This window comes from Acinetobacter sp. YH12241 (assembly GCF_013417535.1).
In the GTDB taxonomy this organism is placed as follows: domain Bacteria; phylum Pseudomonadota; class Gammaproteobacteria; order Pseudomonadales; family Moraxellaceae; genus Acinetobacter.
Map to the genome: position 1 here is coordinate 1 of NZ_VPDQ01000006.1, position 15,828 is coordinate 15,828.

The following is a 15,828-nucleotide window of genomic DNA, read 5'->3' on the forward strand; positions in this document are numbered from 1 at the left end:
CACGCACGTGTGCTTCCATTTCAGCCGCAAATTTTGGACCTTGGGTTTTTTGCACTGACGTATAGTTTTCAATGTCCATGGTATCCATGACCTGACCGCCCATGCGTTCAGCCACGATGCCAGTTTTGATGCCTTTACGTGCTGCATAGATCGCTGCAGTATTCCCTGCAGGTCCGCCACCAATCACCAAGACATCAAATGCATCTTTGGCATTCAGTTTTTCAGCATCTTTGGCTGCGGCATTGGTATCCAGTTTGGCAATGATTTCTTCCAGTGTCATACGACCCTGACCGATATGTTCATTGTCCTGGAAGACCATCGGTACGGCCATGATTTTACGTTCTTCCACTTCGTCCTGGAAGAAAGCCCCATCAATCATGGTTGCTGTTGTACCCGGGTTATAGATAGCAATCAGGTTCAATGCCTGAACAACATCCGGACAGTTATGACAGCTGAGTGAGACAAATACATCAAAGTCAGATTTGATCCCTAAGCCTTTAATCGATTCCAGAACTTCCGCAGAGACTTTTGGTGCATAGCCTGAAGTTTGCAGTAATGCCAGAATCAGGGAAGTAAACTCATGGCCCATCGGCAAGCCTGCAAAGAACACACGAGGCTGTTCACCGGCTTTTGCCACACCAAAGCTTGGTGCACGTTTGTTGGTACCATCAAAACGCGCAGTGACTAAATCAGAAAGTTGCGCGATTTCCTCAACCAGTTCTTTGATTTTGGCTGATTTGTCAGAGCCATCCAGAGTTGCCACTAATTCAATCGGGCCTTCCAAACGTTCAAGTAGTGTTTTTAATTGAGCTGAAGTATTTTGATCTAACATTGCTAACGTCTCCAAGGGAGTAAATATTTATTCGATGAAGCTATATTAAGTGAATAACAAAAATAGGTAAAACAGTTTGTTTTTATCTTAATGATCGTTTTTATAGATCAAAAACCATCTCCTCATTTTATTTTTTATTATCGCTAGAATTTATGCCTTTTATCCCAAAGAAACTGAATATAGATTGGAAAATAAAAATGCTCCTTTTAAAGGAGCATTTTTAAGTTTAGAAGATTCGCTGTTCAATACGTAGCGAACGCCCCTTAATTGAATTAGCTAGTACAAATATGATTAAGCTAAGCAAGGCAAATAAGATGGCAATGCCAATAATGATGACATTGGTAATCTTGCTGACTTGTTCGGCTTGCTGGGCTTGACGATCTACACTTTGTGCCACAGGCGTTAGACTTTTGCCATAGACCTGTTGCTGCATGGTCCAGATCTGTTCCGGTTTAAATCCGTATTGTTCAAACTTGTTATCCTGCCGCTCTGCTTCAACTACTTGTGCGACATAAGGTCTGGCTGCGGATAGATCCACAGGCTTATGCAAGAGTGCAGTTTGGGCAAGTAAATAAGATTTCACCGGTGAAGCAATATCGGAATCAACCAGATAACGAGCCACTTCACTATCATTGATATTACTATCGTAATAGACCACTTGCTGATAAGCGTCTTCACGGTCATTTCTCAGGTCATATTGCCAATAAGTCAGTCCTGACCAGATCACGATAAAGGAAATCAGCCAGCCTACAAACTTCAATATGAAAGACTGAAAGCGCACATAGAAGAAGCGAAACTTCTTCAGCAATCCAACCAGAAAAAATGCACCAATAAAAGAGGCAAAGATTTTCAGAATCAGCCAGCCAAACCAGCTTAATAGAGCAAAGAAATAATCCGGACTATCCCCAATACTGGCCAGATTAGCATCGACACTGACTGGTAAATGCAGCTGTTGAAGCTGAGTACTCAGGCCAAAAAAGCCATAAACCATTTCCTGCTGAAAGAATAGACCTATCACGGATGCAATACAGACCGTAGAGGTGGTCAGTCCCAAAAGCATCAAATTACGTTGACGCTTTTTGAGTGCGACGACCCCTTGCTTGATTTCCTGAGGATTTACAGCATATTCATCTAAGGGCGGCAATCTCTACTCCTTTTTTTAGATCTTGGCCCTACTGCATTTAGTTGGGTTTAGATCCACTGGTACTTGATTCAATCACCAAATGATTCAGATTATCTTGTAAGGCTCTTAAACGTACCGTTGCTTCAGTACGTTTCTGTACACCTTCTTTCTGGATCTGAATCACATCATTAACAGTTTTAATGAGGGTATTTTGCACATGTTCAAGCGTTTCAATATCAATAACAGAACGCTGGTTGGCTTTTGCCGTATCGACCGAGTTTTGATGCAATAAATCTGCATTACGGCGTAAAAGCTCATTGGTCGCATCATCAATGGTATTGGCCAGCTGTACGCTGTTCTTCTGTTCATTCAGTGAAATGGCCAGACTGATCTGGTTTTTCCATGCTGGCAATGTGATATTTTTAATGGCATAGAATTTATCCACCAGCATCAGGTTATTGGACTGAATAATCCGGATCATAGGCAAAGTCTGCATCGCAGATTGCTGCAATACCTGTAAATCACTGATGCGTTTTTCCAGATTATTGGCTAGATGATTTAGGTCATAGATTTTTTGCGTGGTGCTCTGATCTTGTGGCAAAGCTGTAAGCGCAGCAATTTCCTGCTGCAATTCCTGTTCACGTAAACGTCCAGCTGCAATATGAATACCCAGCTGCTTGTATTCTTCCTGCACCCCATCGAACATTTTATCCAGGGTATCAACGCGGGCTTTTAATCCAGATTGTGAAGTTTCAATTTCCTTGACCAGTACATCAATCTGTTCTTTAGTGGTATTGAAATGCGAGTCAAAATTATCTTTCACGCCCTTAAATTTGCTGATGATATTGCCCAGAAATCCTGAACTTTTTTTCTTGTTCAAGATACTGCTGGTATTCAGTTGCTGTGCCACCTGCACCACCTGATTCAGCTTTTGACCGGTTGCATCCAGATCTTTATTTTGTACCAGATTCAGCAATTCATCGGTATAGCTTGAAGTTTTGGTGGCTATATTTTTGCCATATTCGGCCACACTATTATGACTCATATTCTGCAGTTCTTTACGTGCTGCCAAGACCCCCTGAAAATCGGCAGGCTGCAAGCCCAGCTCTTTCAGATCCATTTGCTGGAACTTCTGTTCAGTCAGTTCAGTTGAGCTTTCGACAGGTAAATTTACTACATCAGATTTGGTCATGTTTCACCTTATATTGTTATGTATTCGAGGGTTTCTCGAGTGACTTTTTTAACGTTTTAATCAAATTGTCCCGGCTATTATCAAGTTTTTCCAGATCACTTGTCGAGTGTTTCATCTGGCTTTGTTTGACATGATATTGCCAGGCCGGAATCAGCACCTGTTGCGCTTCTTTAAACCGATCCAGTAGGCTATAAGACAGTTGCTGGGACAATTGCATCTGGGTAATGGCAATGTCATTACTGCTTTGCAAGGTTCTTAAGGTATGCACCTTTTTTGACAGCCGCTCAGAAAAATTATCCAGTGGATGCTGATTCCTTACAAACTGCGGATATTCAGATAAAAATTCTTCTGCTGCCACAATATGCTTGGCCATTTGCTCACGTAAACCGATCAGCTGCTGGAATCGCGATTGGGATTTCTGGATTTCAATTTGCAACTTACGGCTAAGGTGATCTGCCTGATCCAGTAAATAGTCCAGTTTTTTATAGTATTCAACCTGACTTGAGCCATAGTCCAGATCAATACCCAGCCATTTCTGCAAGGCATTAAATTTACGTTTTTTAAAATATTTTTTTGATTGAGCCAGCATGTGAATCAGCTGTTCAATAGTATGGCTCAGTTGTTGGGTCAGATGGGGATCTACCCCATTTAATAGTACTGCCTGCGCCTGAATAAGTGAGTCCGCATAATGATTCAGCTTGTATTGATCGTGGAGTAAAGGCACAAGTTCGTTGCGCTTGATACTTAGAATCTCGCTCTGCTCTACTGCAATGTCTTGGATTGGAATCAAAACATCTATCTGTGACATGACCCTTTAAACTCAATGAATTCGATTTTTATAGTACGTCTTTTCATTCAACATAACATGTAGCATTTTGCAAAGGAATGCTTCAAGCCATAGAATTTTCTTTATATACGTTGAAGATATTGTTGGAATTAAGTTTGGCCTACAGTCATTTCTTGTATGAATCATTTTGCTTCTAGCCTGCTGTTGCTCTCTATAACCTTTCCCATCAGCCTCAAATAGGCTAATAATCAACCAAATAAGGATAAGCACAATAAATGCCAAGTTAATTTATGGTCTTAATTAAGCTTTTTTTAAACTTAAGAATACTTATAAGGCATTATAAAACATAAATAATTCTCGAATTTTAAGCATGAATTATTTATGATCAAGATCAACAATAAAGTAGGTAACCTGAGAATAAAATGGAACGTTTTTTTCATAATACGATGTATGCCGCACGCTGGATCTTGGCACCTGTCTATTTTGGTTTATCATTCGCTTTATTATTGCTGGCTTTAAAATTCTTTCAGGAAGTGATTCATGTCCTGCCGCATATTTTTGAATATACTGAAGCTGACCTGATCCTGGTAATTCTATCCTTGGTTGATATGACCATGGTTGGTGGACTTATTGTGATGGTGATGTTTTCAGGTTATGAAAATTTCGTTTCGCAACTCAAAATTGATGAAAATAAAACCCGCCTGAACTGGCTCGGCACTATGGATGCCAATTCGCTTAAACTCAAAGTTGCGGCTTCCATCGTAGCTATTTCTTCGATTCATTTACTGCGTATTTTTATGGATGCCCGCAACGTCGAGAATGACAAAATCATGTGGTACATCATTATGCATCTGACTTTTGTGATTTCTGCATTTATTATGGGTTATCTGGATAAACTCACAAAGCATTAAAACATGGATATTAAAAAGCCCCGATTATAGGGGCCTTTTTATATTGGCGAATTAATTAAAAAATTATAGATAGTCACCTTCTCGTTCCGGCTGATACAGCACTTTTTCAATCGTGACTTTCATCAACTGACCATCAGGTTGTGGCCATTCAATGGTCTGTCCTTCTGCCAAGCCCAAGATTGCAGTTCCAATCGGTGCTACCACATTCACTTGCCCTTTTTCACCTTTAAACTCATGCGGGTAGACTAAGGTGATTTCTACAGGCTCCGTTGATGGTGCAATCGTCAGCAATGCACGCGCATGCATGGTCACCACATTGCTTGGCATGTCCTCTGGCTTGACCACTTCAGCACGAGCCAGTTCATCTTCCAGTTGAAGCATGGTCTCACTGAGCTTGTCTTGATTTTCAAGCATGGTTTCGAGACGCTCCACATCCTGTTCAGATAAAATAATTTTTGGTTTAGCCATTCTTACTACCTTGTTTAATGAATGATTGAATAGTCTTTAAAAAGCGAATGAATCTAGGTTCTAAGTGGTTAATCAGATTAAATTAAGTTCAAATATAAAAAATCTATTTTTAGCTGCTAAAAAATTGTGTCTTAACTCAACTTATAAAGCTGTTTTTCAAAGAATGTAACCAGTTTTAGAAAAACTCAATACTCTTTTCGAAATCAGATTTATAGGATCTGTATTTCTCAACTTTGTTTTATAAAAGGATAAGTATTTTCTATATAGGATTGATTAAGCTTTGATCTTATCTTCCCTTTTAACTCATCGTAAAAGCTAGCAGCAGAAGATGAGTCAGAAAAAATATCACCCAATAAAAAAGCCCCCTTGAGGGGGCTTTTCTCAAGTTAGGCTTATTTTGCGTAAACAGGGAATTTAGCACAAACAGCAGCAACTTTTTCTTTAACAGCAGCGATCACAGCTTCATCACCTTTAGCATCAAGGATATCAGCGATCCAACCAGCAAGTTCACGAACTTCTGATTCACCGAAACCACGAGTCGTTACAGCAGGTGTACCGATACGGATACCTGAAGTCACGAATGGAGAACGTGGATCATTTGGTACAGAGTTTTTGTTCACAGTGATGTGTGCAGCACCCAACCAAGCGTCAGCATCTTTACCAGTGATGTCTTGTTTGATCAGAGACAACAAGAACAGGTGGTTTTTAGTGCCGCCAGATACAACATCGTAACCGCGTTCGATTAGAACTTCAGCCATTGCTTGAGCATTCTTAACCACTTGTTGTTGGTATGCTTTGTATTCAGGTGCCATTGCTTCTTTGAAGCAGATTGCTTTAGCAGCAACCGCGTGAACCAGAGGACCACCTTGGTTACCTGGGAATACAGCTGATTGAAGTTTTTTCTCGATTTCTTCGTTTGCTTTTGCAAGGATCAGACCTGAACGAGGACCACGAAGAGTTTTGTGAGTAGTTGTTGTTGTTACGTCAGCAATTTGAACTGGGCTTGGGTAAACGCCAGCAGCAACCAGACCAGCAACGTGAGCCATATCTACAAACAGGTAAGCGCCAACTTTATCCGCGATGTCACGGAAACGTTGCCAATCTACGATTTGGCTGTATGCAGAGAAACCAGCTACGATCATACGTGGTTTGTGTTCTACAGCTAGACGTTCAACTTCTTCATAATCGATCTCACCAGTTTCTGGATTCAGACCGTATTGAATTGCATTATAAGTTTTACCTGAGAAGCTTACTTTCGCACCGTGAGTCAAGTGACCACCGTGAGCCAAGCTCATACCCAATACTGTGTCGCCTGGGTTAAGCAGCGCTAAATAAACTGCAGAGTTTGCTTGAGAACCAGCATGTGGCTGAACGTTAGCATAATCAGCACCAAATAATTCTTTAGCACGGTCAATTGCCAATTGTTCAATGACATCTACATATTCACAACCGCCATAGTAGCGTTTGCCTGGGTAGCCTTCTGCATATTTGTTAGTGAGTTTTGATCCTTGAGCTTCCATTACTGCTGGTGAACAATAGTTTTCAGAAGCGATCAACTCGATGTGCGCTTCTTGGCGAGCATCTTCGTTAGAGATTGCTTGAGCGATTTCTGGATCAAATTCAGCAATAGAGATATTGGCAAACATTAGCGAGGTCCTATTAAATTAGGGCTTTTAAGCCGTGCTAAGATTGGCGCGTATTGTAACATGAACTTTACCAATTTCGATCATGAACTTTATTCAGTTTGCAATAAAAATAGCTCATGCTTAAAAAAACATGAGCTATAGAGATAAAAATAAGTTATTGAATTGGCATTAGAGATTTTACATCTGAAATAATATTAGCGATATTCAGTGCATAGACGCTACCATGATCCCATGAACCGTCCGTAATATATCGTACCGAGGTTTGTTTCTGATTCGCTAAGCTCACTAAAACATCTGTTGCAGCCTTTGGAACAGTAGAATCCGCCTCTCCCTGATAAATAATCACAGGTGTAGACACTTTAACCTGTAAAGGCTGAGAGTCTTTATCCAGGAAATTCTTCACTACTGGAATACTCATAAAATTAGCTTGAGTACGCGGATATTCTTCCAGATTCCCATTGGTTTGGGCATAAGCTCCCATTGCCGTACCGAATTTGTTGCCTAATACATCATAACAATCTGTTTCGGCATTCTTGGCAATCTCGTCTGTTGGTGTTTTAAAGACCTGAATATATTGCAGATTTGGATTCGGATTACGCAATCCCGCGACAATCAGCGCGGTAAAAGTATCTAAAGAGGCTAGAGTTTGAATCTTTTTATTCAGATCTGGTTCTTGTCCAGCTTGAGCCTCACCACCTGCCAAAATCAGACTGAAATTAGAAGCAGGTGCTAAAGCTACCGTACCTTTATAAGTCATTTGAGAAGCACGTGCTGCATATTGGGCAGCGCCTAAAGCCGCTTGACCACCTTGAGAATGACCGACAGCCATCCATTGATTAGAGGCTTCCGAACCTAAATAGTCTTTTGCTGCGACGACAGCATCGGTAATGGAATAGGCTTCACTCTTAAGATTAAGGAAAGGATGAAGTTCTTTTCCACCCGGCTCACCCAAACCTTCATAATCAGGCGCAACGACCACATATCCCGCTTGAAGGAATCCGGCAATCATATTTTTGATATAAGAATTTATTTCATTGCGACTTGGTGCACACTGATCAGCCACACCGGTCGTACCATGTGCCCATGCAACTATCGGCCAACCTTTCGCAGGAGGTGTTCCTTTTGGAGTGAAAACCAGTGCCGTTGCCTGGGTTTCGTTATTATTGATACCTAACATCTTATAAGTCATAACCACGCTTTCATCAGCAACAGCTGTCAGGTCCGTTTCGGTATAAGCCACAGGCGTTGCTACAACCGGATTGGCAATATTATTTACCGGAATAGCGGGTTTGGACTCATAATTACCATCATCATCGCTATCATTACACGCAGTTAAAGCTACGCTTAGGGCGAGTAGAGAACCAGTCAATACATGACGTTTCATCGATCTTATCCTTGTCTTAATTATTGTCTCTTATGATTTTTATAGTTTTATCAAATGATAAAACTAGAGATTAATTTCCCAAGTTATTCTATTAATGGCAAGAGATTATTTTGTTATTTATCTAACAAATACAGTCCAAGTTTCGATTGATTTCGGCATAATAAACTTAAGCTGTGGAAATAATTACAGAAACTACAAAAACCTTTATTTATTAGTTCAGTTTAAAAATATTCTATATCAGTCAAAAAGTCTGCAATTAAAGTTGAAATCCGGCATTTCAATTGTCAGGATCGAAACAATAATGTTAGATTTTGATATTCCCTTTTTTCAGGCATATTTTCGTCATGCAGGCTATCATTCTCGATACTGAAACCCATACCTTGAATGGTCAACCCATTGAAATTGCCTATGCGCCTGTAGAGATCATAGACCATAAAATCAGTCTGGATAAAAGTCGCTTGTTTGATCAGCTTTATTCATGCGACGAACCGATTTCCTTTGCCGCAATGGCCGTACATCATATTCTGCAGTCTGATCTGGAAGGACAACCGCATTACAGCAGCTTTGAACTCCCACAAGAAACCACTTATATCATTGGCCATAATATTGATTATGATATTCGTGCCTTAGAAAAATGTGGCGTCGATTCATCGAATATTAAAGCAATTTGCACCCTTGCTCTCGCCCGCCGAGTTTGGCCAGAGGCTGAAGCGCATAATATCTCTGCATTAATCTATATGATTACCAAAGGCAGCGAACGCGCCCGGGAAATGATCCGTAAAGCCCATCGCGCCGATATGGATATCATTTTGACTGCAAATATCCTGATGCATATTGTGCATCACCTGAAAATCAGCAGTATTGAAGAACTCTATGAGGCATCTGAAGATGCGCGTATTCCACGGACCATCAATTTTGGTAAGCACCGTGGCACTGCGATTGCCGATCTTCCTGCTGACTATGTTCAGTGGTTACTTCGCCAGGACGACTTAGATCCTTATCTACGCAAAGCATTGGAAAATACGGCGATCCTTACGCTATAAATGAAATCTTTTCTTCCCTCTCTAAATATGGAGAGGGATTTCTAACTAATCATGTTTTGTTTTATTCAGCAAGTGAAATAAAGTATTTTATAGATGACTACCTTAGTCTTTAAAGCTCTTAACTAATCGATATTCAGAATAAAAATAGATACAAATCAATATTAATTTATTGATTTTTAATAATTTAATATTTAATCCTTTCTCACACCTAACTGTTATTATACTTTAGCGTGATAGAACACACCTCTAAACAGGTGCATATAGGAAATAATATAAATTAATACTCTTTCTTCCCATGCAACATTATCTTGAATTCGATGCCTTCGATAATCCCATGCAGCTCAGTAAAGTGGGCAATTGGGTAATCACTTTTTTAAGTCCAGCTGAAGAATTGGACACTATACAACTTGCGATTACTTATGTACTACCACGCCAGATCAGTGATGTATTACAGCCACGACGGGTATTAATTCAAAAGAGTTCAATCGAACATCATTGGCTAATTCAAACAATTGAATGTTTTGACAGCGCGACCAATCAGGAAGTACATATTAGGCCTGCAGATGAACTCGGACAGCAAACACTTCATCAGATTCTGGACGAGTTTGACCGTTATGATGTAAATGTCACATTAAAAGTTTTCTGAAATAATGCTTTTCTCAGAGCGTATTTTTGAAGAAGTTCATTTAGATCATCTATGTAGATAGCTTGATGCTATATAACATAAAAAATTAAGAAACTGAGAAATGATAGGAATTTATCCAATCTCTTTGAATTAAATTTATCAGTTTTTATTCTGCATCAAACTATTTATAAAGAAGCTGAACTAAGATATCAAAATCAAGCTCATCATTGGATGAGCTATATCTTTTTTTAAGGGTCGCAAAGCAGCATAATGAATCCCGGATCCTTATTTAGGTTCTAAAACACGATAGATACAGTCGGTCTGCTCACTGGCAAATAACAGTTCAATCGTTGGCCGGATAATTTCATCATCCACGACAATATATTCGACTTGCTGTTCCAAACGCTGGGACGGATCACTATGCTGAGCGCCAGCACGTAGTAATGCTTTTACATTCAGAATTTTGCCATACTGGTTTTTGACTTGCACTTCAATTAAATCTTTTGTCATCGTCATACCTCCCTTTATTGGCATTATTAAATTTGCTTGTCTGAATTCTTATAACATAGTTATTTGAAAGGCTTTCAAACGAATATGTAAGATTTTTTAGCGAGCACCTTTTATTGACTATATATTGTCGCTAATGAAGAATGTGCCATACAAATAAAAGAGTCAAAATTATTAATAACTCACGCTTAAAATTTTGCATTAAAAAGCCCGCATCGCTGCGGGCTCTGTGTTGGATGGCTAGTGCTAGATCTATTGCCTGAACCGAAGTTCGAACTCAACTAACTGTCATTGATCCGTCCAACTTATTGGTAGCGTCGTTTCGTTTTATAACCTACCATGAGTTCAATATAGCAGGATTTTTTTTACCTACAATACGCTTTTACACTTCTAAAAGAAGACTTATACAATATTTAAATTGTGCTTTTTCAAAAGCAGATTAAAATATTTTGGCTGGCTCAATAGAGCACTACAAACAATTCTATTCTTTTCTATCTCTACATCCTATCTATTTAAATTTCAATAAAAAATATTCTTTATTTATGTGAAAAATGAATAATTTCATCTAAATACAATTTCAAGTCTTAAGTAAAAGAGTTCGCTATTAAGGCGATTGATTAGCCACTAAAAGTAATAGCGAAAACCAAATTGATAAGTAACCCCATTTAAGTCCAGATCATCACTCTTACCAGAGACACATGCGCCATTCATACAAATCTTGGCGTCACGGTTAAACATCCATTGATAACCAAAAGATCCAAATAAATCTGCTTCAGGAGCAACTTTATAACCGACTTCCAATGCAACGGGAATTGTAAAATAATCCAATTCAAGATCGATTCGACCAAGATCTGCATCCGTTTCACTTTCATCTACCCAGCTCATTCCCAGACCTATAGAAACTGCTGAATAAAGCTGATCATTTTCCAGAAATTTATTTTTTATCCCAATTGCAACTTGATTGTAATCAATATCTGAACTTTGAAATTTGTATTCGGCCCATAAGCTGGCCGTCGGATGGGATTGATATTCACCATTAATAAACAGCCCATCGAATGATTCAGTACCAAAAAAACTGTCTGATCCTATTTTTGAACCGGCGTAGCCAAAAGCTAAAGAGTACTGACTTAATAGGTTTTCTTGAGCATAATAAGGTGTAGTCGTAATAACTGCTTTATCTATTGCAGCAGGATTACCATATTGAATAGCTAAAGGTGTATTCGCTCCAGCAACTGAAGAAGCCCCAATCATTAACCCAATGAATAATAATTTTTTCATATCTATATCTCATTTTTATTGTGAGCATAAGATACTAATTTTTTGATAGAAAAACTACTCAGCACATCTATTTATGGAAACAACAATTTATGAGATTAAACAAACTATAAATACAACAATGTAATTCACCCACTTTTATAGAATAAGAGGTCCAAGAGCATATTCTACAGACATTACTACTTATATTTTCAAGAGGTAATTCCCGATGGCTAAACCAGATGAAGAACTGAATGAAGAGTTTCCAGAAGAAGAGTTAGACCCACAAGAGAAACAAGATCGAGAGATTCAACGCGGTCAGTTAGGCGTAGATCAAGACCCTCAGGTTAAAAGAGATCAAATACGTCAAAAACATCAGGATGAAGAGGAAGAGGAAGAGAATCCATAATTTATTTTATAAATCTGGAATTGTTTTTTTAGTCTAATGAGGTAAGTGAACTAATAAAATGATGGTGCGCTCAGCGGGACTCGAACCCACGCCACAGGCTTCGGAGACCTGTACTCTATCCAGTTGAGCTATGAGCGCGCGATGCACATCATAACAAAAAAATGCATAAGGTAAAGCAACTATCTATAACTTCGTTATTTTTATGCCTATCCTTTATACAGTGTGCCAAAACAGCAACAGAGAATTCCATGTGAATGACTTGGTTTATTCTGCAAGATCACTCACAATATCTCAACTTTTCACCATTTGAGATCTCTATGACTGATGCGCTGACATTAAGGGATTTGTCGAAGACCTATGGAAATGGTTTTCAGGCACTTAAAGGAATTAACTTAACTGTACCTGAAGGTGAATTCTATGCCCTGTTAGGTCCTAATGGCGCGGGCAAGTCCACTACTATTGGTATTATCAGTTCATTAACAAGAAAAACCTCTGGAACCGTTGAGATTTTTGGCCACAATCTGGATACCCACCCTTCTGAAGCCAAACAATGTCTAGGTGTGGTGCCCCAAGAATTTAACTTTGCCCAGTTTGAAAAAACCTTTGATATTCTGGTCACTCAAGCCGGTTATTATGGTATTCCTAAAAAAGTTGCCCAAGCGCGCGCTGAAGAATATTTAAATAAACTGGGTCTTTGGGAAAAACGCTCTACCCAAGCTCGTATGCTTTCCGGTGGTATGAAACGTCGCCTGATGATTGCCCGTGCGATGATGCATGAACCAAAATTACTGATTCTGGATGAACCGACCGCCGGTGTAGATATCGAATTGCGTCGTTCCATGTGGGATTTTCTTAATGAAATGAACGGTAATGGTACTTCTATTATTTTAACGACTCATTATCTGGAAGAAGCAGAGATGTTGTGTCGTCGGATTGCGATTATCGACCGTGGTGTGATCAAAGAAGATACCACCATGAAGAACTTCCTGAATCAGCTTAATGAAGAATCCTTTATCTTCGATCTGGCTGCGCCTATTGAGCCATTAAATATTGAAATTATTGGTGTGAAATTTAATTTAGTTGATTCAATGACCCTAGAAGTGACACTGGATAAAGCCCATTCCATGAATGATTTGTTCCAGTTACTGGAATCACAGAACATTCAGGTACGCAGCATGCGTAACAAGTCAAATCGCTTAGAAGAACTGTTTGTGAAAATGGTCGAGAAAAATCTGGATGGAGCTGCACAATGAATATAAATCAGCTCGGCGTCGCCTTATATACCATCGTTCATAAAGAAGTTCGCCGCTTTATGCGGATCTGGCCACAAACCCTGTTGCCACCTGCCATTACCATGAGTCTATATTTCGTGATCTTCGGTAATCTGGTCGGTTCACGTATTGGGGAAATGGGCGGCTATAGTTATATGGAGTTTATTGTCCCTGGTCTGATTATGATGGCGGTGATTACTAATAGTTATGCCAACGTTTCTTCCAGCTTCTTTAGCTCAAAATTTCAGAAAAGCATTGAAGAGCTAATTATGAGCCCTGTACCTTTACATGCCATTTTATGGGGCTATGTATTGGGTGGTGTAATTCGTGGTCTGTTTGTTGCCATTATTGTCAGTGCCATGAGCCTGTTTTTTGCAGACCTTTATATTACTAACTGGTTTGTGACTATATATACAGTACTCATTACCTCGTTATTATTCTCTCTAGGCGGTTTTATTAATGCTGTCTATGCCAAATCTTTTGATGATATTTCGATCATCCCGACTTTTGTACTTACACCACTGACCTATTTAGGCGGTGTATTTTATGCGATTTCAGCCTTAAGTCCGTTCTGGCAAAATCTCTCTTTAGTTAACCCGATCGTGTATATGGTCAATGCGTTCCGTTTCGGCATTTTAGGTCATAGTGATGTCAATGTTTCCATTTCATTGGTCGTGATTACTTTCTGGTGTGCCGTGCTTTACGGTATTGCTTACTATTTATTGTCTCGTGGTTCAGGAATGCGTGAATAATGAGTGTAGAACATTCTCTCCTTGGTAAAGACACCAACTACCCAACAGAGTATCAACCCGATATTTTGTTTCCGATTTCCCGTGCGCCTGCCCGTGAAAAATATGCCCATGTTGAAGCTATTCAGCAAGGTAAAGACTGGTGGCATGTATTTGAAATTTCTTGGTTAAATGCTGCCGGCGTACCTCAAGTGGCAATTGGTCGAATTACCCTGCCAGCATTTTCCCCAAATCTCATCGAATCAAAATCTTTAAAGCTATATTTCAATAGTCTGAACTTTGCCAAGTTTGATTCGAAAGAGGCCTTTATTACAACTGTAGAAAAAGACCTCTCAAAAGCTGCCGGTGCTGAAATCACACTGGATCTTTTCCATGTTGATGAACTGGAAATTTCCAAGCCTGAAGGTATCTGTATTGATGACCTGACTCCGGAACGCCTGGAAAATCATCCAGATGCTTCTTTATTGTCTTTAGATCGGCACAGCGATGAAAATATCGAAGTACAACTCTATTCACATTTATTAAGAAGTAACTGCCCAGTCACTGGACAACCGGACTGGGGTACAGTATTTATACGCTATCAGGGCAAAAAACCTTGTTATAAGAGTATTTTGGCTTATATTATTTCGTATCGTCAGCACAACGGTTTTCACGAACAATGTGTGGAACAGATGTTTGCCGATATCTGGCAAAATCTGAAACCGGAAAAGCTGATGGTATATGCGACCTATACACGCCGTGGTGGATTGGATATCAACCCTTGTCGTGTATCGGATTCCACATGGATGCCTCGCCCTATTCGTTTAGCGCGACAATAAAAAACATTGAGGTTTAAGAATGCCTTTTTTTGGTTTTATTCCTTCTGCAGAACTATTAAATACAATTCAGACTGCACAGAAAAATAAAAACTCGAGTGAACCGCTTTATCCACTGCGTGATAAAACTGCATTAATGATTAATGATGAAATTATTGATGCCATTCTCACGGAACTGGTACGCCGTTTTCCTGCAAGCGAAAAACGCGATACGGCAGAAAAACTGGCAGGCTATATCAAGTCTACTGTGGCAGTGTTACTGAAACAGTTACTGAGTAAAGCACCAAATGAAGTCGTCAAGGAGTCGATTGCTTTTTCTGAACGCAGCCTGTTTAAAGATCCGGAAGGAAATTTCCGTATTGGTGAATCACTGGATGCCAATCTGGTCACCAATCTAAAACACCATTATGCAGAATTAAAAGCTGGCCAAAGTGTCGATAAGCAGAGTCTCAGCAATCTGTACAAACAGTTTGGTGAAGCGACTGTACGTCATTTCATGGTCGACTTTAATAAAACCTTAGATTTAGGCATGATTAAACGCAAGGCTGCTGATATTGGTGCTTCAGCGGTAATCAAAGCGATTAATATTGCAGCAGATAAAATCATCCTGAATTTAAATAAGGATGAACTTCAGGCAATGGCAGAATATCACGACACCCTATTCTTTACTGAATAAAGCCGCATATTTATTCAAATAATGCAGATTAAGCCTGACTTCGGTCAGGCTTTTTTGTGGCTTAAGAAATAGCTTGTTACAGTTATTGTGAACTAAAATACAAAATGCTGAAAAAACAACCAACCCTTTCCTGTTT

Annotated in this window: 17 protein-coding genes and 1 tRNA gene; 8 read left to right on the forward strand and 10 right to left on the reverse strand. The window is 39.5% G+C overall.

Going from position 1 to position 15,828, the window contains the following annotated elements:
• From FTV18_RS05025 to FTV18_RS05040, 4 genes are all read right to left on the reverse strand, one after another.
• Nucleotides 1–832, reverse strand: an 832-nt coding sequence (locus FTV18_RS05025; RefSeq protein WP_180016914.1) for a thioredoxin family protein, incomplete at its 3' end; no start/stop codon positions are given.
• Nucleotides 833–1,058: 226 nt separating this feature from the next.
• Nucleotides 1,059–1,976, reverse strand: coding sequence for a hypothetical protein (locus tag FTV18_RS05030; protein ID WP_166135984.1), 918 nt, complete (start codon nt 1,974–1,976; stop codon nt 1,059–1,061).
• Nucleotides 1,977–2,013: 37 nt separating this feature from the next.
• Nucleotides 2,014–3,147 carry a toxic anion resistance protein gene (locus FTV18_RS05035; protein ID WP_179993421.1) on the reverse strand — a complete coding sequence of 378 codons (1,134 nt, stop codon included), beginning with the start codon at nt 3,145–3,147 and terminating at the stop codon, nt 2,014–2,016.
• 16 nt (nt 3,148–3,163) lie between these two features.
• Nucleotides 3,164–3,955, reverse strand: a complete 792-nt coding sequence (locus tag FTV18_RS05040) for a tellurium resistance protein (protein ID WP_180016916.1) — start codon at nt 3,953–3,955, stop codon at nt 3,164–3,166.
• Between the two features lie 401 nt (nt 3,956–4,356).
• On the opposite strand from FTV18_RS05040, the gene FTV18_RS05045 reads away from it, so the two are divergent.
• Nucleotides 4,357–4,845: a TIGR00645 family protein gene (locus tag FTV18_RS05045; protein WP_005236522.1), complete on the forward strand. Its 489-nt coding sequence runs from the start codon at nt 4,357–4,359 to the stop codon at nt 4,843–4,845.
• Nucleotides 4,846–4,908: 63 nt separating this feature from the next.
• On the opposite strand, the gene rnk is transcribed toward FTV18_RS05045, so the two are convergent.
• The 3 genes from rnk to FTV18_RS05060 all read right to left on the reverse strand — a co-directional run bounded on the left by rnk (nt 4,909) and on the right by FTV18_RS05060 (nt 8,343).
• Entirely contained in the window at nt 4,909–5,313 is a 405-nt protein-coding gene (gene rnk / locus FTV18_RS05050; RefSeq protein WP_034171243.1) for a nucleoside diphosphate kinase regulator, read from the reverse strand.
• Between the two features lie 392 nt (nt 5,314–5,705).
• Nucleotides 5,706–6,959: a serine hydroxymethyltransferase gene (gene glyA, locus FTV18_RS05055; protein WP_004784306.1), complete on the reverse strand. Its 1,254-nt coding sequence runs from the start codon at nt 6,957–6,959 to the stop codon at nt 5,706–5,708.
• 154 nt (nt 6,960–7,113) lie between these two features.
• Complete coding sequence (locus FTV18_RS05060; RefSeq protein WP_180016918.1) at nt 7,114–8,343, reverse strand: alpha/beta fold hydrolase; 1,230 nt, start codon at nt 8,341–8,343, stop codon at nt 7,114–7,116.
• A gap of 344 nt (nt 8,344–8,687) precedes the next feature.
• Between FTV18_RS05060 and FTV18_RS05065 the strand changes: the two genes are divergently transcribed.
• Together FTV18_RS05065 and FTV18_RS05070 are read left to right on the forward strand one after the other, a co-directional pair.
• Nucleotides 8,688–9,386, forward strand: coding sequence for a putative quorum-sensing-regulated virulence factor (locus tag FTV18_RS05065; protein ID WP_179993419.1), 699 nt, complete (start codon nt 8,688–8,690; stop codon nt 9,384–9,386).
• Between the two features lie 295 nt (nt 9,387–9,681).
• A complete protein-coding gene (locus tag FTV18_RS05070) occupies nt 9,682–10,032 on the forward strand; it encodes a hypothetical protein (RefSeq protein ID WP_180016920.1) in 351 nt (116 codons plus the stop codon).
• A 264-nt stretch (nt 10,033–10,296) separates the two neighbouring features.
• Here the strand turns inward: FTV18_RS05070 and FTV18_RS05075 are convergent, their stop codons facing one another.
• Together FTV18_RS05075 and FTV18_RS05080 are read right to left on the reverse strand one after the other, a co-directional pair.
• The gene (locus FTV18_RS05075; RefSeq protein ID WP_159124508.1) at nt 10,297–10,521 is read right to left on the reverse strand and encodes a hypothetical protein; all 225 of its coding nucleotides are present in this window, start codon (nt 10,519–10,521) and stop codon (nt 10,297–10,299) included.
• Nucleotides 10,522–11,142: 621 nt separating this feature from the next.
• Nucleotides 11,143–11,796, reverse strand: a complete 654-nt coding sequence (locus tag FTV18_RS05080; protein WP_180016922.1) for a hypothetical protein — start codon at nt 11,794–11,796, stop codon at nt 11,143–11,145.
• A 205-nt stretch (nt 11,797–12,001) separates the two neighbouring features.
• Here FTV18_RS05080 and FTV18_RS05085 point away from each other — a divergent pair, with 205 nt between their 5' ends.
• Entirely contained in the window at nt 12,002–12,181 is a 180-nt protein-coding gene (locus FTV18_RS05085; RefSeq protein ID WP_180016924.1) for a hypothetical protein, read from the forward strand.
• A 62-nt stretch (nt 12,182–12,243) separates the two neighbouring features.
• Here FTV18_RS05085 and FTV18_RS05090 read toward each other — a convergent pair.
• Nucleotides 12,244–12,319: transfer RNA gene (locus FTV18_RS05090), tRNA-Arg, on the reverse strand.
• A 179-nt stretch (nt 12,320–12,498) separates the two neighbouring features.
• Here FTV18_RS05090 and FTV18_RS05095 point away from each other — a divergent pair.
• Genes FTV18_RS05095 through FTV18_RS05110 form a run of 4 tightly spaced genes read left to right on the forward strand, consistent with a single transcriptional unit; the run spans nt 12,499 to nt 15,692 of the window.
• A complete protein-coding gene (locus FTV18_RS05095) occupies nt 12,499–13,434 on the forward strand; it encodes an ABC transporter ATP-binding protein (protein WP_180016926.1) in 936 nt (311 codons plus the stop codon).
• On the forward strand, nt 13,431–14,204 hold the full coding sequence (locus FTV18_RS05100; protein WP_004784472.1) for an ABC transporter permease: 774 nt from the start codon (nt 13,431–13,433) through the stop codon (nt 14,202–14,204). The genes FTV18_RS05095 and FTV18_RS05100 overlap by 4 nt, the downstream gene beginning before the upstream one ends.
• A complete protein-coding gene (gene queF, locus FTV18_RS05105; RefSeq protein WP_005236649.1) occupies nt 14,204–15,019 on the forward strand; it encodes an NADPH-dependent 7-cyano-7-deazaguanine reductase QueF in 816 nt (271 codons plus the stop codon). The genes FTV18_RS05100 and queF overlap by 1 nt, the downstream gene beginning before the upstream one ends.
• A 19-nt stretch (nt 15,020–15,038) precedes the next feature.
• Nucleotides 15,039–15,692, forward strand: coding sequence for a hypothetical protein (locus FTV18_RS05110; protein ID WP_180002837.1), 654 nt, complete (start codon nt 15,039–15,041; stop codon nt 15,690–15,692).
• The last annotated feature ends 136 nt before the right edge of the window (nt 15,693–15,828 follow it).